We start from the raw sequence: 23,033 nt of genomic DNA, 5'->3' as shown, positions 1-23,033 counted from the left end.
CCAGGGCATCCATCTCCACGAAGGACCCGTCGTCGAGCAGTGCCGTGATCCGTTCGCGCGCGGTCAGCTTGCCCTTGGCATGCACCTTGTCGATCGCGGCTTCGCCGGACGGTGCCATTGCAGCCTCGCGGCGGCTACGCAGATCGGCAAGCTTGCCCGCTGTGGTGTGAATATCGGGCTTCTCTGCCGAATTCTGCGCAGTCGGATCCTGAACACTGGTCATGGGCAAACACTTTAACCACGGGTGTGATGCACGTCCCGACCCAGGGGCGCGTTGGACCAGCCAACGTCGGCTCCACCAGCCGCTACTGCATAGCTACTGGCCAGTACCGTCAGGCGTCGACTCGGAGCTCGTCACGAGCAGGCCATATGCTCGTTGTTCATGTGGACCAATCTCGATCGTCCCCCGCTCGACCTCTCGGCTCTTCGGCGTGCACTCGTCGACGGGCCTCAGGCGTCCTGGTCCCGGCTCGACGTCGTCGAGTCGACGGGGTCCACCAATGCAGACCTGATCGCGCAGGCCGATGGGTTGGCCGATCGGACCGCGCTAGTCGCCGAACATCAAGACAGCGGGCGTGGCAGGCACGCGAGACCGTTCTCGGGGCCGCCGAGGTCACAACTGCTGCTGTCGGTCCTAGTCCGGTTCCCAGGCATCGACCCGGCCGTACTCGGATGGCTTCCCTTGCTGGCGGGAGTTGCCGTGGTCGATGCGCTACGCACCGTCGCTGCTGTCGACGCGGCATTGAAGTGGCCCAACGACGTCTTGATCGAGGGACGAAAGGTCGCCGGCATCCTCGCCGAGGTCGCGCGACACGGTTCCGCGCCGACAGTCGTCGTCGGTATCGGGTTGAACGTGTCGTTGTCGAAGCCGGAGCTGCCCGTTCCGACTGCCACATCGCTGGTGCTCGAGAACGCAGCGGTCGTCGATCGAGACACGATCCTGCGGGCGATACTGCGTGGAATCGGTGCCGAGATCGACTCGTGGCGAAACTCGAACTGGAACACCGAGCAGCTCGCGAGTCGATACCGCGAACGCTGCGACACTATCGGCCGCAGCGTGCGCGTCGAACTACCGGGCGAGAAGCAGATCCTCGGCGATGCAACCGACGTCGACAATCAGGGGCGCATCGTTGTGCGCGACGGCGGCACCGGGGAACTGATCTCGGTCGCGGCCGGCGACGTGACGCACCTTCGTGCGATCGATCGAGGCGATCACTGAGCCCGAGTCGGCTCCCAGGTGGCGACTGCCCAGATGACGACCAGATCGATGGCAATGATCAAGATCGACCACAGCGGGTAGTACGGCAGCCACAGGAAATTGGCGACGATCGACAAGGAAGCAACGACGATCGCCACGAGGCGTGCCCACGTCGCCCCCGACATCAGTCCGATACCCGCCAGCAGCAGCAGGACTCCGACCACGAGATGAACCCATCCCCAGGTCTCGACGCTGAACTCGTAGGTGTAGTTGTATCCGACGACCAGAAGGTCGTCTTTGGCGATCGCGGCTATCCCTTGAAAGATCGACAGAATCCCCGCGGTCAGCAGGATGATCGACGCCGCGATGGCGCCGCCGAATGCGAACCCTTGGTGCCCCGACCCGGTCGTACCCGTACGTGCAGTCATGTCTCGCGCTCCTTTCCGACAAGATCAGTGTCGAACCCGAGCGACGTTCGGCACATCATCCGTAGCGGATGATGTGCCGTACTTCCGTGCGGTGCGAGCGTTGTAGGTCCTAGCAGAAGCGTGTGAGGGGGCCGCGTGCGCGAGCCGAAGGCAGTGCCCGGAGACGATCCGGTCCAGATCGATCGACACGACACCGAATCGGGCGCCGAACCTGCTGAGGCAATGCCGACCTCGTGGTCGCTTCCGCGCGGAGTGATCGTGTTGATCGGCTTGGCCTGCCTGGTGGTAGCCGTCGCAGGGACTCGCGCGTTCGCGTCCGTAGTCGGTCCGACCTTCCTGGCGCTGATGCTCACCGTTGCTGTGCATCCGCTTCCGGAATGGTTGCGGCGTAAAGGGGTTCCGGCGTGGATCGCGACGCTGATCGCTATTCTCGCCGTGTACGCGATCCTGTTGTCGTTGGTGTTCGCCCTCGTGCTGTCCACGGCGCGACTGGCGACGCTGCTGCCGACCTATTCGGACGATTTCGATCAGCTGATCGCCAACGTGCACAATTTTCTGGCCGACAACGGCGTCGGCCCTGATCAGATTCAGGGGCTGTTGTCCGACCTCGATGCAGGCACCGTGTTCGGGCTGGTCGATGGACTCCTCGTCGGCGTGCTCGGAGTGTTCTCGAATCTGTTGTTCGTGCTCGTGTTGGCTTTGTTCATGGCGGTCGACGGCAGTTCCTACTCTGCTCGATTGACCACTCTCGTCCGGACGCGGGGCGACATCGCGAGCGCGTTCACCTCGTTCTCTGCGGGAACGCGGAAGTACCTCATCGTGTCCACGATCTTCGGTCTCATCGTCGCAGTGATCGACACAGGAGTGTTGTGGGCGTTAGGGATTCCGCTGCCGGTGTTGTGGGGATTGCTGGCGTTCATCACCAACTACATACCGAACGTCGGCTTCGTGCTCGGCCTGGTTCCGCCCGCACTGCTCGCCTTGCTCCAAGGTGGGCCGACACTGATGATCACGGTGATCGTCTTGTACAGCGTCGTCAATGTGGTGATCCAATCGATCATTCAGCCCAAGTTCGTCGGAGACGCTGTCGGTCTGTCGGTCACCCTCACGTTCTTGTCCTTGGTCTTCTGGGCCTGGGTACTCGGTCCGCTCGGCGCGGTGCTTGCGATTCCGCTCACTCTGATGGCGAAGGCCCTTCTCGTCGATATCGATCCTGCGACCCGCTGGGCGGACGTGCTTCTCTCGGATGGATCGCCGCCGCCGAACGATAGCGACGACCGCGCGGAGGGTGACGGTGATGAAGTCGTGGCAGGATCGCCTCACAAGAACGAGGTTCCGGTCGAGGAGTGAGTCGTATGGGCTATCCGCAGGATGCGTTGGCGGACGAGGAAGAGCTGTTACTGCATCATCACCCTCACTGGAAGATGCTGGTGTTGCCCGCGGTGACGTTCATTCTCACTACCGCGGTGGCCGGATTTCTCGTCGGCCTGATCTCAGCCCGCCTCGATGGTTCCGGCGCGACGATTGCCACGATGGTCGTCGTCGTGGTGTGGGCGATCGTGGTCGGATGGCGATGCGTCGCGCCGCTGATCAGCTGGAGATGCACCCACTTCATCGTCACCGATCGACGGGTGCTCATCCGGCAGGGAGTCATCACCCATTCGGGTATCGACATTCCGATGGGCCGCATCAGCAACGTTCAGTTCCGACACGGTCTGGTGGACCGCATGCTGCGTACCGGCACCTTGATCATCGCGTCGGCCTCCGACGATCCACTCGAGTTCGACGACATACCGCGCGTACAACGAGTCCATTCCCTGCTCTATCAGCAGGTGTTCGACTCGATGGAGGTCAGGCGCGCAGGCCCCGATGCCTTCGAAAGCGCCGAGGTCTCGGATTCCGACGGCGCTCGACCTGGCTGGCGGGCCGGTCGGCGAAGGTAATCTCTATGTTCCTTCACAGATTCGGACCGTAGGCTCCTCTCGTGACCGACGTGCTGCTTGCCGAAGACGACGAAGCGATTGCCGCTCCACTCTCGCGTGCCCTGGGCCGTGAGGGCTACACCGTGACCGTCGAGCAGACCGGGCCGGCCGCGCTGCAACGTGCGCTGGACGGCAATTTCGACTTGCTGATTCTCGATCTCGGGCTACCGGGGATGGACGGTCTCGAGGTCTGTCGCCAGGTGCGGGCCAACAGTTCCGAACTAGCGGTTCTGATGCTCACCGCTCGCACCGACGAAGTCGACTTCGTGGTCGGCTTGGACGCCGGTGCGGACGACTACGTCGGAAAGCCGTTTCGGCTGGCCGAGTTGATGGCGCGCGTTCGCGCGTTGCTGCGGCGGCGCGGGCCGGGGGAGGACAGTCCGATCGAGGTCGGCGGAATCCGCATGGAACCCGCAGCCCGACGTGTGCTCGTCAACGGCAACGAGATCTCGCTGGCCAACAAGGAATACGAGCTACTGAAAGTCCTGCTCGATCATGCCGGGCAGGTCGTGTCCCGCGACACAATCCTCCGCGAGGTGTGGGGTGACGCAGAACTTCGAGGATCCAAGACACTCGACATGCACATGTCGTGGCTTCGCCGAAAGATCGGCGACGAAGGGTCCGTCGCCGAGCGTCGGATAGCCACGGTCCGGGGAGTCGGGTTCCGGATCAACAGCGACTGAGGGCGACGACGATGCGCCGCCGCATTCTCCAGTCGATTCTTGCCGTGGTGATCCTCACCGCGCTCCTTCTCGGCCTTCCGCTGATGTACACAGCGTGGTTGTGGGTCGAAGACTTCACGAGGGACGATCTGCAGCGTCGACTCGATCGCATGGCGTCGGAAATCCTCTCGCAGGAGGGTGAGATGGGGATGGTCATCGGCGATCTCGACATAGGTTCGTTGAGGCTGGCCATCCCGCAGTCGGGTCGGCTCGTCGTCATCTTTCCGACCCCGCAGGACGCGGCGTCTCGCGTCGACATCGGCGAACCTTTCGTTCCGAAACCGCTGGTGGAGTCGTTGTCCATGGGGACGTCGGGCTCGCTGCGTCTCGAAGTGCCGTCCGACGACATGCGCTCGCTGCAGCGTCAGGCCGTGGGTGCGGTGGGCCTCGTCGTGCTCGCTGCCATTCTTGCGGGAACCGCGGTGGCAGTTCTGACTGCCAAACGGTTGGCCGATCCACTCCAGGATGTCGCCCGACGAGCGGCTCGGCTTGCCGAAGGCGACTTCCGACCCGATCCAAGGCGGCACGGAATCGCCGAACTGGACCGGGTGTCGGAGGTCCTGGACTCGGCGACGGTCGAGATCGCCGGCCGGCTGCAACGTGAACACACACTCGTCGCGGACGTGTCACATCAGCTTCGCAGTCGTCTCACAGCTGTTCGGCTCCGCTTGGACGAGCTGTCCACGCATCCGGACCCCGACGTCGTAGGAGAGGCCGACGAGGCGATGGCGCAGGTCGATCGGCTGACGCTGGCCATCGACGAATTGGTCAGGTCGTCCCGTAGCGACGGATCCGCCGGTGCCGAGGAGGTGCCCGTGGTGGCCGAGCTGGCGGGATTGATCTCCGAGTGGCAGCGCAGCTTCGAGGACGTCGATCGCCAACTCGTACTCAAGGGGGACAGTGCAGTCACTGCCTCGGTCACGGGTTCACGGCTGCGTGAGGCGGTGTCGGTGCTCGTCGACAACGCGCTGATGCACGGAGGTGGTACCTGCACGGTCTCGGTGCGTCTGGTGCCTGCCCTCGACACTGCGGAGCGTCGGCGCGAGCCACTGGCCTGCGTCGAGGTATCGGACGAGGGCGCGGGAGTAAGCAACGAGTTGGCGCCCCACATTTTCGATCGCGGATTTTCCGGCGCCGGATCCACCGGCGTCGGCCTGGCGCTGGCCCGCGCTCTCGTCGAAGCAGACGGCGGCCGACTGGAGTTGCAACGGCGTCGCCCAGCCATGTTCTCGGTGTTTCTACCCGCAGTTCGTCATACGGGCACCTTTTCGCCTTCGACGAGGGAACCGCGCTAGCTGTGTCCCAGCTGCTCTTCGGCCACCTCGGACTCGGTCGGGTCGAAGTCGGTCGAACCTGCTGCGGCGCCGCGTGCGTTTTCGTCGGGAAAAGCGAACTTGCGCAGGGCCCAGAATCGAAACGCCATCTGCATCAGGTTGCCGATGATGTAGTTCAGGACGAAGTCCACGATCACCAGCATCGTCAGACTGGTGTGGCCCTCACGAATATCGAAAATGTTGTTCGCGATGAACAGCGGAGCTGCGGCGAGGATCACACCGATGCCGCTGATCGTGAAGAACAACAATGCCTCGTGGTGCCGTTCACGCCCGCCGCGGTTCTTGAACGCCCACTCACGGTTGAGGATGTAGCTCAAGATCGTGGCCATCACGCCGGAAATGATCTTCGCGACGACGGGCTTGGGCTCGAGGATGGTGAGGCTGAGCGAATAGAAGATCGCGAGGTCGAAGATCATCGTCGTGCCACCTACGATGGCAAACTTGATCAGTTCGCTATGACGAATCGCCAGCTCCCGAATCGGGCCGGGGAGGCGATGGATCACGCTGTCGATCGAGGGCACAACGGAGAAGTCTACGAAACGTTGGTGCAATTGACGAACCGCCACGCAGATCATCAGCTTTCTCTCAGCCCTGGACGGGCGGCACGGGTACTGGCGGCTGCCGAAGCGGCAACGCATGACACGATATGAAGCCGTGACTGGTCCACAATCCTCTTCCGGTGCAGACAACCCGCCGCGGCCGAGTACGCCGCGTACTGCGACGAGCGGGACGCCCGTCGTCGCGATGATCGGGGGCGGTCAGCTCGCCCGCATGACGCATCAGGCCGCGATCGCTCTCGGCCAGACGCTGCGTGTGCTGTCGGCGGGCGCCGACGAGCCTGCAGCGCAGGTCAGTGCCGACGTCGTGCTCGGGCATCATGACGATCTGAACGCGTTGCGCACGGTGGCAACCGGGTCCAATGCCGTTACGTTCGACCACGAACACGTGCCGACCGAGCACCTGGAGGCCCTTGTCGCCGAGGGCGTCAACGTGCAGCCACCGCCGAGCGCGTTGATTTTCGCGCAGGACAAGCTGCGTATGCGCCGCAAGCTCGCCGAGCTCGAGATTCCGATACCCGACTTCGCAGAGGTCACCTGGGTGGGGGATGTCACCAAGTTCGGCGACGACCACGGCTGGCCCGTCGTGGTGAAGTCGATCCGTGGCGGCTACGACGGTCGAGGCGTGTGGATGCCGAACGACGCCGACGAGGCGGAGGACATCGTCCGCCGTGAACTCGATCGCGGAGTTCCGCTGATGGTCGAGGAGAAGATCGACCTGCGGCGCGAGCTGTCGGCCATGGTCGGGCGCTCACCGTTCGGTCAGGGCGCGGCGTGGCCCGTCGTCGAAACCGTGCAGCGTGACGGCCAGTGTGCTGTCGTGATCGCGCCGGCACCGTCGCTGGACGAGGACACGGCCATCGACGCCGAGCGAATGGCGCTCTCACTCGCTGCGGAGCTCGGCGTAGTCGGCTCCATGGCGGTCGAACTGTTCGAGACGAACGACGGCAGGATTCTCGTCAACGAACTAGCCATGCGCCCTCACAACTCCGGCCACTGGACGATGGACGGGTGCCGGACGTCACAGTTCGAGCAGCATCTACGCGCGGTGCTGGACTATCCGCTCGGCGACACGACTCCATTGGCACCGGTGACCGTGATGGCGAACATTCTCGGTGCGGCCGAGGCGCCGACCATGAGCATGGACGAGCGTCTGCACCACCTCTTCGCACGAATGCCCGATGCCAAGGTGCACCTCTACGGCAAGGGGGAGCGCAAGGACCGCAAGATCGGACACGTCAACGTGCTCGGTGGGGCCGGCAGCTCTGCCGACGGCGCTTATGTTGCCGCAGTCAGAGAGAAGGCAGAGCGCGCGGCGCATTGGATGTCGCACGCAGAATGGACCGACGGATGGGATCCACACGCATGAGCGAAGCGCGGGCAGGGAAGCAGGGACCCCAGGTCGGCCTGATCATGGGGAGTGATTCCGATTGGCCGACCATGGAAGCAGCGGCCGAGGCGCTCGCCGAGTTCGGTGTGCGTTTCGAGGTCGGGGTCGTCTCGGCGCACCGAACACCACAGCGAATGCTCGACTATGCGTCCGGAGCAGCCGAGCGCGGCCTGCAGGTGATCATCGCGGGGGCCGGGGGAGCAGCCCATCTGCCGGGCATGGTGGCGTCGGCGACGCCGTTGCCGGTCATCGGCGTACCGGTTCCGCTGAAGTATCTCGACGGGATGGACTCGCTGCTGTCGATCGTCCAGATGCCCGCGGGCGTACCGGTGGCAACTGTGTCGATCGGCGGCGCCCGCAATGCCGGATTGCTCGCGGTTCGAATCCTCGGCGCATCCGACGCGAGCCTGCGGGAACAGATGACGAGCTTTCAGGCAAGCTTGGAGTCGATGGTGTTGGAAAAGGACGCTGCGCTGCGCGCGAAGCTGCTGGGCTAGTGCACCCACGGTAAGCGCGCGGCAACAACGGAGACCAACTATGCGCACACGGGTCCAGAGCGCCGCGCGGGGCAGATTCCAGGCGATTTTTGTGACGTACAGCGCGCTGATCTACGCCCGGCTCTGGAGGGCCGACATCGCGTTCGATCCGGAGGTCCGGTTGTATGTCGCGTCCGGTATGCGCGGCGGATTCGGTCGTGGTGGGACGACGATCGGCGGTGTCTATCTCACCGGGAAGAACGTGTCCCGTGCCGTCCTCCGTCACGAAGCCGTTCATGCCGATCAGTGGGCGCGCTACGGACTCCTCTTCGCAGTGCGCTACCTAGTCGAGGAAAGCCGCCGACCCGGCGCACGGAATCGGTACGAGATCGAAGCCGGTCTCGACGACGGCGGATACACGAATTAGCCGAGGGTTTTCGTGACCTTCTCGGTGGCGATTCGCCGTTCCATTCTGCTCTCGTCGGGATCCGCAACTTGAACGAGTGATCCACCGGCGACCAGCACGGACACTAATCCGTCGACGAGCTCCTCGGCGGTGGTCCACGGCAACGAGGACAGCACCCGATCGCCGACGACGAGCGAGTGAGCTTCGGCGCGCGCACGTGCCGAAGCCAGGACCTCGTCGACGGATCGTCCTTCCAGCGCTGCCTGGTGCCCGGACGGCCTGAACTGGTCGCCGTGTACTCGGACGGAGGTCGCGTAGTCGGTGACGCCCACCGGCAGATCCGGTACCGGCTTTCCGAACGCATCGAGAGACAGCGCGAGAATCTCCGGAACGTCTCCTGCCTCGTCGATGCGGGTTCCGTGCACCAGCGCGAGATCGGCGGTTTCGTCGACCCCGAGTACCACCTCGGCCCCGGCCCACCAAGCACCGAGCAGAACCGCGGCCGTCTGCCAATGCGCAGGCAGAAGCACGCTGACGCGAGCGCCAGGCTCGAGCCCGAATTCGTCGCGCAGCAGGTTGGCGGTCTTGGCCGCCCAATTGGCAAGCGTCACCGTCGACACCTCGACCCGTTCACCGGTGCCGTCGTCGTAGTACGTCACTCGGGGACCGGCCGGATCGGTTGCCAGAATCGGATCGAGCAGTTCCTGCGTCAAAGTGGAAGCCACGACTCGAACCCTATCGAACGAGGACGGGGGCGATCAGTTGACGCAGGCGGGACCGGTCGAACCTGCGTCGATCGGAGGAGCCGGTGACTCGCCGCCCGCCGCCACGAGTTCGGGTGTGGTGGTCGCGGCCGGCGCGCCGCCGACACCCGGGCCTGAATAGTCGGCAGCGAGTACGACTCGAACGGTATTGCCCGCCAGAGTCTCGTCGGTGCTCACTTCGACGCCGCCGAGCGCAGCAGCAACCGCTTTCGCCGCGTCGCTGTCCGGGTTGGCTGCCTGAATCGTCGTCGTGGACACCGACGTTCCCTCGTAGTTGCCGACGGTTCCGCCGGTGTACCCGAGTGCGCCGAGCGAATCGGCCACGCCGCTGGCCAAACCGTCGATTCCACTGTCGTTCGCGACGTCTACCGTCACCGAGGACGGGTCGACCCGAGGAGCGTCGGTGGTCGGCGCCGTATCCCCTTCGTCTGCTGAGCCGTCCAGCAGTCCTTCTACGTAGCGCTTGACGGCTGCGGGATCGACCTCGACGATGGATTCGCCGTAGTCGGTCACCCCGTTGATGTCGACCGCAGGGATCGTTTCGAACTTGACCTTGCCGCCTGCTAGATCCTGCAACTTGGTGGCGAACTCCAGTATGTCCCAATCGGAATCGAGGACGACCGAACGTTGCACCGCACCGCTCAACTGATTCAACGTGCTGGGATTGCTCAATGTCTTGGCGCTCAACACGCTTCGAACGAGCGACGCCATGAAAACCTGCTGCCGCACGATGCGATCCAGATCCCCGCGCGGAAGATCGTGCCGCTGTCGCACGAAGCTCAATGCGTCGGCGCCGGACAAGGTTTGTTCTCCCGCAGGGAAATTCGCTCCGGACAGAGGTTCGTCGACGGGGGCATTGAGGCACACGTCCACGCCGCCGACCGCGTCGGTGAGCAACACGAATCCGAGTAGGCCGACCTCGGCGTAGTGATCGACTGTGATGCCGGTGAGGTCGGCAACGGACTCGATCAGTGCTTCGCGCCCAGCTTCGGTGGACTGGCTCTCGGCGTCGGCGTCGGTGACGCCCTGTTCGACCAGTTCGAGTCGCCTGGTCTCCTTGGTCGCGCCGTACGCAGCATTGATCTTCGACATACCGATCCCCGGAACCTCCACGTAGGAGTCTCGCGGAATGGAGATCGCGGTTGCCGAGGAGCCGTCGTTCGGCACTCGAATGAGCACGATCGTGTCGGTGTTCGAGGCGACCTCGTCGCCGGCTCGCAGCGAATCGAGCTCCGCCTGAGACAGGGCATTGCCATGCGCGTCGGTACGGCTGTCGGTGCCGACCATCAGGATGTCGACTGCGCCGTCGGCGCCGCCTCCGAGGCCGAGTCCACCGGCCGTGGCGATGTTCGAGCGCAAGCTGTCGACACTGCGCCACGCAAACCCGGTGACCACCAGAACCAGAATGGCCAGCGAGGCGACGATGATCTGAGGACCCCGCAGCGCGGTGGCGTGGCGATGAGTGGACTGTTCTGCATCCGTATTCGTTGCCGGACGGGGCGTCCTGGAGGCGGTGCGACGGCGACCGTCGAACTCGCGCCCATCGCCGCTGCGAGACCGACGGCCGGGATCTTGACGGCTGGGATCTTGACGGCTGGGATCTTGACGGCTGGGATCTTGACGGCTGGGGTTCTCGCGGCGACGATTGTCGCGGTGACGGGAGCGGGACTCGTCCCGTGTTCCGTCCGACTCTCGTGGCACCGTGGCTTTCCTCTTCGGTTCGTAGTGTGTCGTGGTTTCGTCCCTGTAACGGCTCCAGGCTACTTGTGAAATCTCACTGCCTCGCTCAAGCTCGGGCGGCGTGCCACACTTTGCGACTGTGGCGAACATCCTTGTGACCGGAGCCGGGGGACAACTCGGACGACAGATAGTGGAACGCGCGGCCGGCCGAGAAGGGGAACACCACACGGTCGGCGCAACGAGCACCGAGCTGGACATCACCGACCCGGCGGCAGTCGCCGCCGCTGTTGTGCCGGGCATGGTCGTCGTCAACTGCGCGGCCTACACCGCAGTCGACGCCGCCGAAACCGACGAGGACCGGGCAATGGCCGTGAACGCCGACGGGCCCCGAAATCTCGCAGAGGCGTGTGCGCGCGTCGGTGCTCGATTGGTACACATATCCACCGACTACGTGTTCGACGGCACATCGACCAGGCCGTACGAGCCGGATGCACCGACGGCCCCGAAGAGCGCGTACGGGCGCACGAAGCGTGCAGGCGAACAGGCGGTACTACGTGCGCTGCCAACCGCGCACGTCGTTCGGACGGCCTGGGTCTACACAGGCTCCGGATCCGACTTCGTGTCCACGATGCGACGGCTGGAGGGTGAGCGCGACACGGTGAGCGTGGTGGACGACCAGGTCGGTTCGCCGACCTATTCGTGGGATCTGGCCGGCGGAGTACTCGAACTCGTCGCTGCGCACCAGGTCGATGCCCCGATTCTGCATGCGACGAACGGGGGAACTGCGAGCTGGTACGAGCTTGCTCGGGCGGTGTTTGCCGGGGTAGGTGCCGATCCGGACCGGGTGAAGCCGTGTTCGAGCTCGGAATTCGTGCGTCCGGCACCGAGGCCCGCGTTCTCGGTTCTGTCCGCCGATGCTTGGGCTCGCGCAGGACTCACTCCGCTACGCGATTGGCGCGACGCGCTCGCCGACGCGCTGGCTGTTTCAGGGCAGGCCACCACATGACGGCTGCGCACCGTCGGGGCGCAATCGTGGGAACGATAGTGTTGCCCGCGTGAGTTCCAAGCTGGCCGTCGTGACGGTGACCTATTCGCCCGGTGAATATCTGGATCAGTTCTTGAGTTCGCTCTCGACGGCAACGACCGAGACTCCACAGGTCATCATGGCCGACAACGGGTCGACCGATGGTTCCCCCGAAGCGGCTGATGCTGCCTATCCGAATGCCCGCCTGTTTCGTACGGGTGCAAACCTCGGGTACGGCGGCGCTGTGAACCGTGCGGTTGCCGAGGTCGACGACAGTGTCGAGTTCATCGTCGTCGCGAACCCGGACGTCCGTTGGCACCCGGGCTCGCTGGACGGACTGTTGGCCGCCGCGCAGCGGTGGCCGCGCGCAGGTGCGCTCGGCCCGCTCATCCGCGAACCCGACGGCAGTCGCTACCCCTCGGCTCGCTCGGTCCCCGACCTCACCTCGGGCGCGGGCCACGCCCTTCTCGGCAAGATCTGGCCGAACAACCCTTGGACGGTGCGGTACCGACAGGACAACGAGGCAGTGACGGAGCGAACAGTCGGCTGGCTGTCCGGTTCGTGCCTTCTGCTCAGGCGTGCCGCATTCGACTCGGTGAACGGGTTCGACTCCCGTTACTTCATGTACATGGAGGACGTGGACCTAGGAGACCGCCTCGGAACAGCCGGCTGGCTCAATGTCTACGTTCCAGAAGTAGAAGTTACCCACTCCAAAGGGCATGCGGCAGGTAGACATCCGGAACTGATGCTTCCGGCCCACCACACGAGCGCGTACCGCTTTCAGGCCGATCGTCACCCACATGTGTGGCAAGCTCCCCTTCGATGGGCACTGCGCGCGGGCCTGGCAGCGCGCTCGAAGGTGGTTGTGGCTTCGGCACTTCGAGCGCGACAGATCGACGATCGGGAACAGCGATGACAACAGAGAGGCCGACGATGTCAGCTGACACGAGCAAGACGACCGATGCTGTGATCCTTGTGGGCGGCAAAGGTACTCGGCTCCGGCCGCTCACCTTGTCCGCGCCGAAGCCGATGCTTCCCACCGCCGGACTACCGTTTCTGCACCACCTGTTGGCGCGTATCAAGGCTGCGGGAATCGATCACGTCGTCCTCGGCACATCGTTCAAAGCAGAGGTGTTCGAGGAACATTTCGGTGACGGTTCCGCGCTCGGCCTCGAGCTCGAGTACGTCACCGAAACCGAGCCGATGGGCACCGGCGGAGGAATCCGTAACGTCCTGCCGAAACTCCGCGCGGACACTGTGCTGGTGTTCAACGGCGACGTACTCGGCGGCACCGATCTGACCGCGGTTCTCGACACTCACCGCAGAACCGAGGCCGACGTCACGCTCCATCTCGTCCGGGTAGGGGACCCTCGTGCATTCGGCTGTGTCCCGACCGACGAAGATGGCCGCGTCACCGCGTTCCTCGAAAAGACGCAGGACCCGCCGACCGACCAGATCAACGCAGGCTGTTACGTGTTCAAGCGGGAGATCATCGAATCGATCGCGCACGATCGCCCGGTGTCCGTCGAGCGCGAGGTGTTCCCGGCGCTTCTTGCAGAGGGCAAGCGTGTCTACGGCCACGTCGACAGCGCATATTGGCGCGACATGGGAACACCGGAGGACTTCGTCAAGGGCTCGGCCGATCTGGTTCGCGGCATCGCACCGTCCCCGGCCCTGAACGGGACGCGGGGTGAGTCACTGGTTCACCCGAGTGCCGGCATTGCGCCGGGTGCACTGCTGATCGGCGGAACAGTCATCGGCCGTGGCGCAGAGGTGGGCGCCGGCGCGCGGCTCGATGGCGCGGTCGTGTTCGACGGAGCCAAAATCGAGGCAGGCGCCGTGGTGGAGCGGTCCATCATCGGTTTCGGCGCTCGTATCGGTCCGCGGGCCCTCGTTCGCGACGGAATCATCGGCGACGGTGCCGACATCGGTGCCCGCTGCGAGCTTCTGCGTGGCGCTCGGGTGTGGCCCGGGGTCAAGCTTCCCGACGGCGGAGTGCGCTTCTCGACCGACGTCTGATCGTCGCCGATCAGCGTTGGCGGGCCAGTTCGACGAGGTGCGAGATCGTGTCGGCCTCGGCGTTCGCAGGGAGGTCGTGGACTGGCCACCAGCGTAGGTCGGTCGACTCTTCGCTCCGCACCGCGGTGGTTCCCGCCGCAGCGCGGACCAGGAATCTCAGATCGAGGTGACGGGTCGGCTTGCCGAGCGAACACGTGATCGGGTGGGTGTTCGCCGACAGGAGTGTCGGCTCGATCGTGAGTTCGTCGATGCCCGACTCTTCGCGCGCCTCTCGCATCGCCGCGTCGAGGACGGTCTCGTCCGCGGGTTCGCAGTGCCCGCCGAGCTGGATCCATCGCCCGACGCGGGGGTGCAGTGTCAGTAGCACTTGCTCGCCCGACTCGTCGAGTACCAACGAGGATGCGGTGACGTGTCCGGGTTCGTTGCTGCGCAAGCAACCGTCGGGGCTCCCTGCGAGAAACGCGAGCATCGTGTGCCGCAAGGAGTCTTCATGGTGATCGAGCACCGGCCACTCCTCCAGAGCGGCGACGGCAGAGTCGTGTAGCGAGCGAGCGCTCATCTCACATCTCCAGTAGTTCAGCGCCGAGATCGCGCGGTGCGCGAGGTGTCGAAAGTTCCACCGGATGGCCGATTGCTATGGCGCCCATGGCTTTCCAGTCCGCGCGTAGGCCGAGCTCGGCGCGCACCAGATCCGAGGCGAAGATCGTCGAACCGATCCAGCAACTTCCGAGGTCTCGAACGGCCAGCGCGACGAGCAGTCCCTGCACCGCAGCTCCGACGGCAACGGTGAACATCGTTTCCTCTGCGCGGGTGCGGTGTTCGTCGGGGTAGGTGTGCGCGCCGTCGGGCACGCAGAACGGAATGACGATTTCGGGAGCGTCGAACAGGATCCTGCCGCGCGCGACACGTGCATCTATCCGACCCTCGTCCAGGCCGTCGGACCGCAGGTCTTCACGCCACTTCTCCGTCATTCGGTCGAGCAACCGGGTGCGCAGTGCGGGCGTGCGCACCCAGACGAACCTGACCGGTCGAGTGTGATGTGGCGCGGGCGCAGTGAGCGCATCGGCCACCGCGCCACGGATGTCCTCGGGGTCTACGGTCTCGTCGGAGAACGAGCGCACCGACCTTCGCAGCAGTAGCGCTTGTCGTCGTCCGCGCACGATCGACTCCTCGGTGCCGAGCCAGAACAGGTCGTCCTCGCCCGGACGAACCAGATCTCGAGCGCGCGAGCCGTCGTCGACAGGTGTGAGACCCCGCACGACGGCAACCGGTACCGAACCGAGCTTGCCCTTGACGAGATCGCCTGCGGCGGCGATCTCGTCGGCTACGGCGACTTCGGTCACGATCAGCTCGTTGCCCTGGCTGTCCTCGGCGCCCGCATAGGCATGGACCACGGCGAGACCTGCGCTACCGATGGCCGCGTCCGTCTGTCCGATGCGCCATGCCCTACCCATCGTGTCCGTGACGACCACGCCGACGGACACGCCGAGCAACTGGGCAAGCGAGTTGCGGAGAGCGGATGCGCTCTTGTCGGGATCCTCGGGCAACAGCGCGAGTTCGGCGCCGTCCACATTGGAGCCGTCGATTCCCGATGCTGCCTGAACGATGCCGAGGCGGTTCTCGGTGATGAGTGTGCGCCCCTTGCGCGCAACTATCCGGACTGCCTCCTGGTCCACGAGTACTCGACGTGCGGCGTCGCGTTCCTCCGGATCGACAGGTGCGTCGACGAGCCTGCCTTCGACCTTGGAGATCACCTTGCTCGTGACGACGAGGATGTCGTTCTCGCGGATCCATGGTGCGTGCTCGGCGATGGATGCAGCGAGATCGTCCCCCGGGCGAAATTCGGGGAGACCACGCACAGGCAGGATTTCGATGCTCCCGCCCGGGGCGTGATCGGTCGGTACCGTACCGGTCACAGCGTCAGACCCGCCGATCGCAACGCCACAGCGGCCATCTCTGCGGTTGTTCTCGGGTCGGTCATGAGCAGTGGAACGCTGACGACGTCGACCCCTGGCACCGCCGCGGTATCGGTCGAGTGAATCATCCACGTATCGAGGATCCCGGTGTCCGACCGTGCGCCGTAGTATCTTCCGACAGCTTCGGCGCTCGTGTCGACGCCGATGACCGAGAGGCATTCGTCGGCCATCCCGCGCAACGGTTTTCCGTCGACGACGGGGGACAGGCCGACCACCTTGGCTTCGGTGGTACGGAGCGCACTGCGTATTCCGGGCACGGCGAGAATGGCGCCGACGCTCACGACCGGGTTGGACGGAGCGAGGATCACGGCGTCGGCGCTCTCGATCGCGTCGAGTACGCCTGGAGCTGGAGTTGCTTGCTCGGCGCCGATGTTCGCGAAGCTGTGCGTCGGTATCTGCGCACGGTATCGAACCCACCACTCCTGGAAGTGAATTGCACGCCGAGATTCTCCCGAGGCGTCGTCGGGGTCTGTCACCACGACGTGTGTTTCGCTGCGATCGTCGGAGACGGGGAGCAGTCGGACGCCTGGCTTCCATCGGTTGCACAGCGCTTCGGTCACGGCGGACAACGGATATCCAGTGCGCAGCATCCGACTGCGAATGAGATGGGTTGCCATGTCTCGATCTCCGAGCCCGAACCAATCGGGATCGGCGCCGTAGGCCGCGAGTTCGTCTCGTGCGTGCCACGTCTCCGCGATTCGGCCCCATCCGCGTTCGGTGTCGATTCCACCGCCGAGTGTGTACATGCACGTGTCGAGATCGGGGCAGATTCTGAGCCCGTGCATCCACACGTCGTCGCCCACGTTGACGACGGCGGTGATGTCGCCGTCGTCCCCGAGGAGGGTTTTGAGACCTTGGAGGAAACGAGCTCCACCCACACCACCGACCAAGACAGTCACTTTCACAGGTCGAAAGCCTATGCCGTGTGGCCGTGCGGTGCGTGGGCGCCCGCCGTTCCAGCGAGCTCACCGCATGTTCGACGGGTATTTTTCGGGCGCGACACGCGCAAGACGGGCGCAGATCCTTCGAGGGTGCCGATTCGGGGGTTCTAGATGGTATTGCAAAATGGTTCATCGGCTTGACCGCGACGTACTCCGGCGTGTCTAATCACATGTATGTCATTCCAAGGTTTCCGAGTGAGTTCGCTTGGAGGCGGCCTTGATTCGAACATGCGTTCTCATGCGGCGTGATCCTTGTGGGCAACGTGTAGTAGAGGTCGAGGGTTTGAATGTGACTGTGAATGGCTACGAATACCTGCGCGGGGCAAGGTGTTCGGAACCGACCGGCAATATCTGCGCTAGTAAATGGTGAGGAGGCGGAAGCGATGTATGACCAGCACGTGACACGTGAACAACGGGGAGAGTCCCCTGCTCACCTCAGCGCAGTCGACGACGCGCCGCAGACCGATTCCGAAGCAGGCGCAGCACGAGGCGACTGCGCGATCAGTATCGACAACGACGTATCCGGCGACGTCCGTTCGGAGATCGTTCCGGTGGATGCGGCGTCCGCGTACGTCGTGCACACAGAGACCGACATCGATTCCGGTGATGACTCGGACGACGGCATCGCAGAACAGCTTTCGATGCGTGAGCCTGTGAAGCCGGCCCTGAGTCTCATCGCTGGATTCGATCAGATGTTCGAGGAAATCGAAGATCAGTGGCAGGAACGTGCCCTCTGTGCGCAGACCGACCCCGAAGCGTTCTTCCCTGAGAAGGGAGGCTCGACTCGCGAGGCGAAGCGCATCTGCCTCGGCTGCGAAGTCAAGGACGAATGCTTGGAGTATGCACTCGCGAACGACGAGCGCTTCGGCATCTGGGGTGGTTTGTCCGAGCGTGAGAGGCGCCGTCTCAAGCGTGGAATCGGCTGAGACCGGCCTTGGGTCGACGCACGCCTCCGGTAGGCCGTCAGTCGTCGGCTGCGCAGTCAGTCTCCGTTTACGCCGTCAGTCTCCGTTTACGCCGTCAGTCCCCGTCGATGCCCGGATCCACCACATCGGGCTCGACTCCGAGGTAGGTGGCAACCTGCTCGACCAGCACCTCGTACAGCAAATCTTCGAGATCTTCAGGGTGCTTCGCCCGTCGTTCCAGCGGCCTCCTGAACAGGACTATCCGAGCGCGCGTAGCTTCGCCGCGCTTGTCGATGCCTGCAGGAACGAGTCGTGACAGCGGCACCGGGCCCTCGGCGACAACCTCAGGTGGCCAGTTGACGGACTCGGGATCCTTCGCGCGGATCTTCGGTACCTCGTCGACAGCGATATCGAGGCGCTCGAGCTTCTCGTGCCACTTATGGTCGATTCGCGCGAAAGCTTCCAGTACGGATCGGTCGAATCTGTCGGCTCGCGAACGGTGTCCTGGCACGTTGTTGGGCAGTACAGGGCCGCGGATCCCCCGTCCGCGTCGTGCGGCAGATCGGGATGTCGTTCTGCGTCCGGATGCACTTCGAGCCATGGCGTGAGGTTATCGGGGTCTGCTCGCGGTGTGTCGATCGGCTCGGCGAAAGAAGCGGGGGTTAGTCTCTCTGGTGTGAGATCTCTGCGTGGATGCTGCCGGCCTGGGTGCAACCGTTCGGCCGTTGCGACGCTCACGTATGTCTATTCGGATTCGACGGCTGTGGTCGGCCCCCTCGCCACCGTGGACGAGCCGCACTCCTGGGATCTGTGTGAGGTCCACGCATCGACCACCACGGCACCCAAGGGGTGGGAACTGGTTCGGTACGAGGGTGGCTTCACCACGTCGACGCCGGACGAGGACGACCTCACCGCCCTGGCGGAGGCTGTTCGCGAAGCCGGTCGTGGAGAACGTGGCAGGGAATCCGGCTCCGTCCGCACTCAGGAGGGTCGGCGCACGCCGGACTCGTCAACGGACCGCCGCCCGGGTTCGCCGGTACGGACCGGTCGTCGCGGCCATTTACGGGTGCTTCCGGACCCCACGGCCTGATTCCATCGGCGCCATCGCAAACCATGTTCCGACGCAGCATCGTTCGAGTGAACGATGAGGGCATCATTTCTGTCACATCTGCCCTCTGTCGTCGCGCCGACCACAATCATCTATGACACATTCGTAGGTCGACGGACCGGAAAGACCCGTACTCGCGCATCATCCACCCGATAACCCCACCTGATCAATACGAGGAGTCGTTCGTGGCACGCACTGCCGAAGCCGTCAATGCAGTCATCAAGGCCTACGACGTTCGTGGGGTGGTGGGTGAACAGATCGATGCGGCCTTCGTCCGCGATGTCGGTGCGTCGTTCGCCCGATTGGTGAAGGACTCGTCGGTGACGCAGGTTGTCATCGGGCACGACATGCGTGCGTCGTCGCCCGAGCTGTCGAAGGCCTTTGCCGACGGCGTCACCTCGCAAGGGCTGAATGTCGTGCACATCGGACTTGCATCCACCGACCAGCTGTACTTTGCGTCCGGCATGCTCGACTGCCCCGGTGCAATGTTCACCGCCAGCCACAATCCGGCGAAGTACAACGGCATCAAATTGTGTCGATCCGGCGCCAAACCAGTCGGACAGGACACCGGCCTCGCGACGATCAAGAGCGAATTGGTCGATGGGGTGCCGTCCTTCGATGGTGAGCCAGGGACGGTGACCGAGCGCGATGTGCTGAGCGACTACGCGAGTTTCGTCAAGAACCTGGTCGACCTGTCACAGGTCTCCGGTGTGAAGATCGCGGTCGATGCCGGCAACGGCATGGGTGGCCACACCGTCCCCGCAGTGTTCGAGGGGTTGCCCGTCACGGTCGAGCCGCTCTACTTCGAACTCGACGGGACCTTTCCGAATCATGAAGCGAACCCGCTCGACCCGGAGAATCTGAAGGACCTGCAGAAGTTCGTTCTGGACACAGGCGCTGATATCGGACTCGCGTTCGACGGTGACGCCGACCGGTGCTTCGTCGTCGACGAAAAGGGAGACCCGGTATCGCCCTCGGCGGTGACCGGACTCGTCGCCGAGCGTGAGTTGGCGAAGGAGCCGGGCGCCACGGTGATTCACAACCTGATCACCTCGCGAGCTGTGCCCGAGTTGGTGACCGAGCTCGGCGGCACCCCGGTGCGGACGCGGGTCGGCCATTCGTTCATCAAGCAGCAGATGGCGGACACCGGTGCCATCTTCGGTGGAGAGCACTCGGCGCACTACTACTTCAGGGACTTCTGGTGTGCGGACTCGGGAATGCTGGCTGCGTTGCACGTGCTTGCCGCGCTCGGCTCTCGAGATCGTCCGCTGTCCGAATTGATGAGTTCCTACGAGACCTATTCGGCGTCCGGGGAAATCAACTCCACTGTGGCCGACGCTGCCGAGAGGACCACAGCGGTACTGGAGGCGTTCGCCGATCGCACCGTGTCGATCGATCGACTGGACGGCGTGACGGTCGACTTGAAGAACGGCGCCTGGTTCAACCTCCGGGCGTCCAATACCGAGCCGTTGCTGCGTCTCAACGTGGAGGCTCGCAGTTCATCCGAGGTCGATGCACTCACCTCGGAGATTCTCGACGTGGTCCGGGCCTGACTGGAATAGTGGACGTGTCCGTGGGTATACGGGCACCATCACATGTGAGGCAAATGAGTCGGTAAGGAAGGACGGAGGCTCGAACGCGATGACCACTCTGTCACCACTTCTGGATCTCGACGACGCCGAAGCGCTCGTCGCTGCCGATACCGACGGCGCTCTCCGTAGCGCCGCGTTGGCCGGCGCTCAGACTCGTGCAACTGCGGCGTCGTTCGCCGACATCGTCGGTGAACGCTTGAGCGATCTCCGCCCGCGCAGTGTCGTGTTCGTAGCCGGCGGTGGTCGTGCAGAACGGGCGGCAGAAGTTCTGATCGCCGCCGTCGGTGCGCGTATCGGAGTCCCGCTCGTGCATTTGCCCGGCACACCTCCGTGGGTGGGACCTTTGGATGTTGTCCTCGTGTGCGGCGACGATGCGGGCGATCCGAGACTGTCCGAGTCCACGGCGGCCGCCGTTCGCCGCGGTGCGGAGACGATCCTGATGACCCCCGACGAGGGGCCGCTACGCTCTGCCGCAGCTGGTCGTGCACTGTTTCTTCCGCCGCGTGTGGCAGTGCGCGAACCCAACACCTTGATGCGCTACGTCGCTGCGGGAGTCAGTGTTCTGGGCTCCGTGGCCGGCGGTGTCCATCGGCCACTCCTGCCCGATCTGTCCCGCCTCGCCGATGCGCTCGACGACGAAGCATCGCGAAATCACCCATCCCGCGAGGTGTTTCACAATCCGGCGAAGTCCGTCGCAGTGCGTATGGCGAACAGGCGAGTGGTGTTCAGCGGAGCCGGCGCGCTCGCGATGGAGGCGGCCCGCCACGGCAGCGAGGTGATGTTCCGCGTCGCCGGCGTCGTGTCGGCGTCGAGCGAGCTCTCCGAGGTCATCGCGGCCGCAGTGCACGCGGCGCGAGCGAGCACCGCGGTGCCTACGGACTACGACCCTTTCTTTCACGACGAGCAAGTAGACGGTCCACGCCCCGAAGCGGCCATACGTGTTCTCGTCGCCGCATCTCCTGCGCGCGCAACGGAGGCCGAACGCCGTACTGCAGCAGTGAGCGACGTCGAGATACTCGTCGCCGGTGTGGGCGGGTCGAACCCTGCAATACCGGGCGAGCAAGGCTCGATGGTGGACGAGCTCGGCGAGTTCGAGTCGATGGCACTACTGACGACGCGGTTGGAGATGGCCGCCGCATACCTACATCTGATGGGCGGTACATAGTGCAACCACTGCGTGGGGCAGTTAGGTCGTACGCATGGGGATCTCGAACCTCGCTTGCGCAACTACAGGGTCGATCGGTGCCCTCGGAACATCCGGAGGCCGAGATCTGGCTCGGCGCGCATCCTGCCGACCCAGCGCATCTCGCCGGCGAGGGAGGAGAGCGTTCTCTTCTCGCCGTCATCGACGAATGTCCATCTCGTGAGCTCGGTAGCACGATTTCGCAGAAATACGCTGGACGCCTACCGTTTCTCCTGAAACTGCTTGCGGCAGAGGAACCTCTGTCACTTCAAGCGCACCCGAGTGCGCATCAGGCCAAAGAGGGGTACGCGCGGGAAGAGGCGAGGCGCGTTCCCATCGACTCCCCGGTACGAAACTATCGAGACGACTCACACAAGCCCGAACTGATCGTCGCACTCACCGAGTTCCACGCCTTGGCAGGTTTCCGGTCCCCGAAGTACACAGTCGAGTTCATCGACGCCCTCGGTGTCGACGCACTGTCCGGATACCGATCGTTGCTCGCCGATCAACCCGACGACGCGGGGCTGCGCACGGTGTTCACGTCGTGGATCACGCTGCCCGGACCTGCGCTCGACGCCTTGCTGCCGCTGGTGGCCGACGGGTGTATTCGGTACCTCTCCACGACAGCGCACCAGGACGGTGGCCGGTTCGTGGCCGAAGCGCGGACTCTGCTGGAGCTGGGGGAGTCCTACCCGGGTGACGCAGGCGTGCTCGCCGCACTGCTGCTCAATCGTGTCACCCTGACGCCAGGGCAAGGGTTGTATCTCGATGCTGGAAACCTGCATGCATATCTGTCCGGAACAGGCGTCGAGATCATGGCCAATTCGGACAATGTCTTGCGTGGTGGACTGACCCCTAAGCACGTCGATGTGCCGGAGCTGCTCAGGGTTCTCGATTTCGAACCCGCCGACGTGTCGATCTTGGAGCCCGACGTCGACACGGCGGGAATCCCGGTCGTCTATCGCACTCCTGCATCGGAGTTCGCACTCTCACGATCGATGCTCGCCGACGGCACGTCGGTCACCCTCGACAGTGCCGGACCTCAGATCGTGTTGTGCACCGGTGGCAGAGTTGCGCTGGCCGCCGACACCGACAGTGCTGGCGGCGGGGGAGTCGAGCTCGTTCTGGAGCGGGGAACCGCTGCATGGGTGTCCGCTTCTGATCCCGCGATCACAGCGAGCGCCCGCTGGGGTGACGCCGAGATCTTCGCTGCCACCGTCGGCGCGACCTCGGGCTGAGCCGCTTTTCGCCAAGCTCCTACGCGCCGCATCGTCGCGGCTTACTGTGTTACCAAAGGGATTCGAGTGAACTGGGCGCGTAGTGTCGAGCGGCCCACTCGAGCGATTCA

Annotated in this window: 25 protein-coding genes; 16 read left to right on the top strand and 9 right to left on the bottom strand. The window is 64.3% G+C overall.

The features are described 5' to 3' along the window. A partial coding sequence (locus ACODSO_RS09765; RefSeq protein WP_489036709.1) for a carboxyl transferase domain-containing protein occupies positions 1-223 on the bottom strand: 223 nt, incomplete at its 3' end. Positions 224-382: 159 nt separating this feature from the next. Here ACODSO_RS09765 and ACODSO_RS09760 point away from each other — a divergent pair. After that, the gene (locus ACODSO_RS09760) at positions 383-1,219 is read left to right on the top strand and encodes a biotin--[acetyl-CoA-carboxylase] ligase (protein WP_489036707.1); all 837 of its coding nucleotides are present in this window, start codon (positions 383-385) and stop codon (positions 1,217-1,219) included. On the opposite strand, the gene ACODSO_RS09755 is transcribed toward ACODSO_RS09760, so the two are convergent. Further along, complete coding sequence (locus tag ACODSO_RS09755; RefSeq protein WP_068368711.1) at positions 1,213-1,626, bottom strand: DUF7144 family membrane protein; 414 nt, start codon at positions 1,624-1,626, stop codon at positions 1,213-1,215. The genes ACODSO_RS09760 and ACODSO_RS09755 overlap by 7 nt on opposite strands. Before the next feature lie 222 nt (positions 1,627-1,848). Between ACODSO_RS09755 and ACODSO_RS09750 the strand changes: the two genes are divergently transcribed. From ACODSO_RS09750 to ACODSO_RS09735, 4 genes are read left to right on the top strand one after another with little or no spacing between them, the layout of a single operon-like run. Continuing rightward, the gene (locus ACODSO_RS09750; RefSeq protein ID WP_489036727.1) at positions 1,849-2,976 is read left to right on the top strand and encodes an AI-2E family transporter; all 1,128 of its coding nucleotides are present in this window, start codon (positions 1,849-1,851) and stop codon (positions 2,974-2,976) included. Positions 2,977-2,981: 5 nt separating this feature from the next. Further along, entirely contained in the window at positions 2,982-3,569 is a 588-nt protein-coding gene (locus ACODSO_RS09745) for a PH domain-containing protein (protein WP_489036706.1), read from the top strand. Between the two features lie 41 nt (positions 3,570-3,610). Beyond that, a complete protein-coding gene (locus ACODSO_RS09740; RefSeq protein ID WP_489036705.1) occupies positions 3,611-4,291 on the top strand; it encodes a response regulator transcription factor in 681 nt (226 codons plus the stop codon). An 11-nt stretch (positions 4,292-4,302) separates the two neighbouring features. Further along, complete coding sequence (locus ACODSO_RS09735) at positions 4,303-5,625, top strand: sensor histidine kinase (protein ID WP_489036703.1); 1,323 nt, start codon at positions 4,303-4,305, stop codon at positions 5,623-5,625. Here ACODSO_RS09735 and ACODSO_RS09730 read toward each other — a convergent pair. Then, entirely contained in the window at positions 5,622-6,185 is a 564-nt protein-coding gene (locus ACODSO_RS09730) for a GtrA family protein (RefSeq protein ID WP_068368962.1), read from the bottom strand. The genes ACODSO_RS09735 and ACODSO_RS09730 overlap by 4 nt on opposite strands. A gap of 115 nt (positions 6,186-6,300) precedes the next feature. Between ACODSO_RS09730 and ACODSO_RS09725 the strand changes: the two genes are divergently transcribed. Genes ACODSO_RS09725 through ACODSO_RS09715 form a run of 3 tightly spaced genes read left to right on the top strand, consistent with a single transcriptional unit; the run spans position 6,301 to position 8,514 of the window. Beyond that, complete coding sequence (locus ACODSO_RS09725; protein ID WP_156520141.1) at positions 6,301-7,590, top strand: 5-(carboxyamino)imidazole ribonucleotide synthase; 1,290 nt, start codon at positions 6,301-6,303, stop codon at positions 7,588-7,590. Further along, positions 7,572-8,108 (top strand): 5-(carboxyamino)imidazole ribonucleotide mutase, encoded by a 537-nt coding sequence (purE, locus tag ACODSO_RS09720; protein ID WP_489036701.1) that lies wholly within the window; start codon positions 7,572-7,574, stop codon positions 8,106-8,108. Before ACODSO_RS09725 ends, purE begins: the two co-directional genes overlap by 19 nt. Positions 8,109-8,148: 40 nt before the next feature. Further along, a complete protein-coding gene (locus ACODSO_RS09715; RefSeq protein WP_489036700.1) occupies positions 8,149-8,514 on the top strand; it encodes a hypothetical protein in 366 nt (121 codons plus the stop codon). Here the strand turns inward: ACODSO_RS09715 and ACODSO_RS09710 are convergent. Both ACODSO_RS09710 and ACODSO_RS09705 read right to left on the bottom strand, forming a co-directional pair. After that, a complete protein-coding gene (locus tag ACODSO_RS09710) occupies positions 8,511-9,218 on the bottom strand; it encodes a TIGR03089 family protein (RefSeq protein ID WP_489036698.1) in 708 nt (235 codons plus the stop codon). The two genes, ACODSO_RS09715 and ACODSO_RS09710, sit on opposite strands and share 4 nt — an antisense overlap. Positions 9,219-9,251: 33 nt before the next feature. Continuing rightward, positions 9,252-10,700 (bottom strand): LCP family protein, encoded by a 1,449-nt coding sequence (locus ACODSO_RS09705; protein WP_489036725.1) that lies wholly within the window; start codon positions 10,698-10,700, stop codon positions 9,252-9,254. A gap of 376 nt (positions 10,701-11,076) precedes the next feature. Here ACODSO_RS09705 and rfbD point away from each other — a divergent pair, with 376 nt between their 5' ends. From rfbD to manB, 3 genes are read left to right on the top strand one after another with little or no spacing between them, the layout of a single operon-like run. Further along, positions 11,077-11,943 carry a dTDP-4-dehydrorhamnose reductase gene (gene rfbD / locus ACODSO_RS09700; RefSeq protein WP_489036697.1) on the top strand — a complete coding sequence of 289 codons (867 nt, stop codon included), beginning with the start codon at positions 11,077-11,079 and terminating at the stop codon, positions 11,941-11,943. A 49-nt stretch (positions 11,944-11,992) separates the two neighbouring features. After that, the gene (locus tag ACODSO_RS09695) at positions 11,993-12,877 is read left to right on the top strand and encodes a glycosyltransferase family 2 protein (RefSeq protein WP_489036696.1); all 885 of its coding nucleotides are present in this window, start codon (positions 11,993-11,995) and stop codon (positions 12,875-12,877) included. Positions 12,878-12,894: 17 nt separating this feature from the next. Continuing rightward, positions 12,895-13,980 carry a mannose-1-phosphate guanylyltransferase gene (manB, locus tag ACODSO_RS09690; RefSeq protein WP_068368995.1) on the top strand — a complete coding sequence of 362 codons (1,086 nt, stop codon included), beginning with the start codon at positions 12,895-12,897 and terminating at the stop codon, positions 13,978-13,980. Between the two features lie 10 nt (positions 13,981-13,990). Here manB and ACODSO_RS09685 read toward each other — a convergent pair whose 3' ends face one another. From ACODSO_RS09685 to cofD, 3 genes are read right to left on the bottom strand one after another with little or no spacing between them, the layout of a single operon-like run. Continuing rightward, positions 13,991-14,539: an NUDIX hydrolase gene (locus tag ACODSO_RS09685; RefSeq protein WP_489036694.1), complete on the bottom strand. Its 549-nt coding sequence runs from the start codon at positions 14,537-14,539 to the stop codon at positions 13,991-13,993. Position 14,540: 1 nt separating this feature from the next. Then, positions 14,541-15,896, bottom strand: coding sequence for a coenzyme F420-0:L-glutamate ligase (locus tag ACODSO_RS09680; protein WP_489036693.1), 1,356 nt, complete (start codon positions 15,894-15,896; stop codon positions 14,541-14,543). Continuing rightward, positions 15,893-16,861, bottom strand: coding sequence for a 2-phospho-L-lactate transferase (gene cofD / locus ACODSO_RS09675; RefSeq protein WP_489036691.1), 969 nt, complete (start codon positions 16,859-16,861; stop codon positions 15,893-15,895). Before cofD ends, ACODSO_RS09680 begins: the two co-directional genes overlap by 4 nt. Before the next feature lie 728 nt (positions 16,862-17,589). On the opposite strand from cofD, the gene ACODSO_RS09670 reads away from it, so the two are divergent. Beyond that, positions 17,590-17,823 carry a WhiB family transcriptional regulator gene (locus tag ACODSO_RS09670; protein ID WP_027496498.1) on the top strand — a complete coding sequence of 78 codons (234 nt, stop codon included), beginning with the start codon at positions 17,590-17,592 and terminating at the stop codon, positions 17,821-17,823. 94 nt (positions 17,824-17,917) lie between these two features. On the opposite strand, the gene ACODSO_RS09665 is transcribed toward ACODSO_RS09670, so the two are convergent. Next, on the bottom strand, positions 17,918-18,403 hold the full coding sequence (locus tag ACODSO_RS09665; protein WP_068368990.1) for a metallopeptidase family protein: 486 nt from the start codon (positions 18,401-18,403) through the stop codon (positions 17,918-17,920). 75 nt (positions 18,404-18,478) lie between these two features. On the opposite strand from ACODSO_RS09665, the gene ACODSO_RS09660 reads away from it, so the two are divergent. From ACODSO_RS09660 to manA, 4 genes are all read left to right on the top strand, one after another. After that, complete coding sequence (locus ACODSO_RS09660; RefSeq protein ID WP_489036690.1) at positions 18,479-18,892, top strand: DUF3499 domain-containing protein; 414 nt, start codon at positions 18,479-18,481, stop codon at positions 18,890-18,892. A 203-nt stretch (positions 18,893-19,095) separates the two neighbouring features. Further along, positions 19,096-20,463: a phosphomannomutase/phosphoglucomutase gene (locus ACODSO_RS09655; protein ID WP_489036689.1), complete on the top strand. Its 1,368-nt coding sequence runs from the start codon at positions 19,096-19,098 to the stop codon at positions 20,461-20,463. 88 nt (positions 20,464-20,551) lie between these two features. Further along, positions 20,552-21,667, top strand: a complete 1,116-nt coding sequence (locus ACODSO_RS09650) for a tobH protein (RefSeq protein WP_489036687.1) — start codon at positions 20,552-20,554, stop codon at positions 21,665-21,667. Then, positions 21,667-22,923 carry a mannose-6-phosphate isomerase, class I gene (gene manA, locus ACODSO_RS09645; RefSeq protein ID WP_489036686.1) on the top strand — a complete coding sequence of 419 codons (1,257 nt, stop codon included), beginning with the start codon at positions 21,667-21,669 and terminating at the stop codon, positions 22,921-22,923. Before ACODSO_RS09650 ends, manA begins: the two co-directional genes overlap by 1 nt. Positions 22,924-23,033 lie beyond the last annotated feature (110 nt).

The sequence above is a fragment of the Rhodococcus sp. FG69 genome (assembly GCF_057808915.1).
Note: the sequence above shows the minus strand (reverse complement) of the source record. Positions and strands in the feature narration are given on the sequence as shown.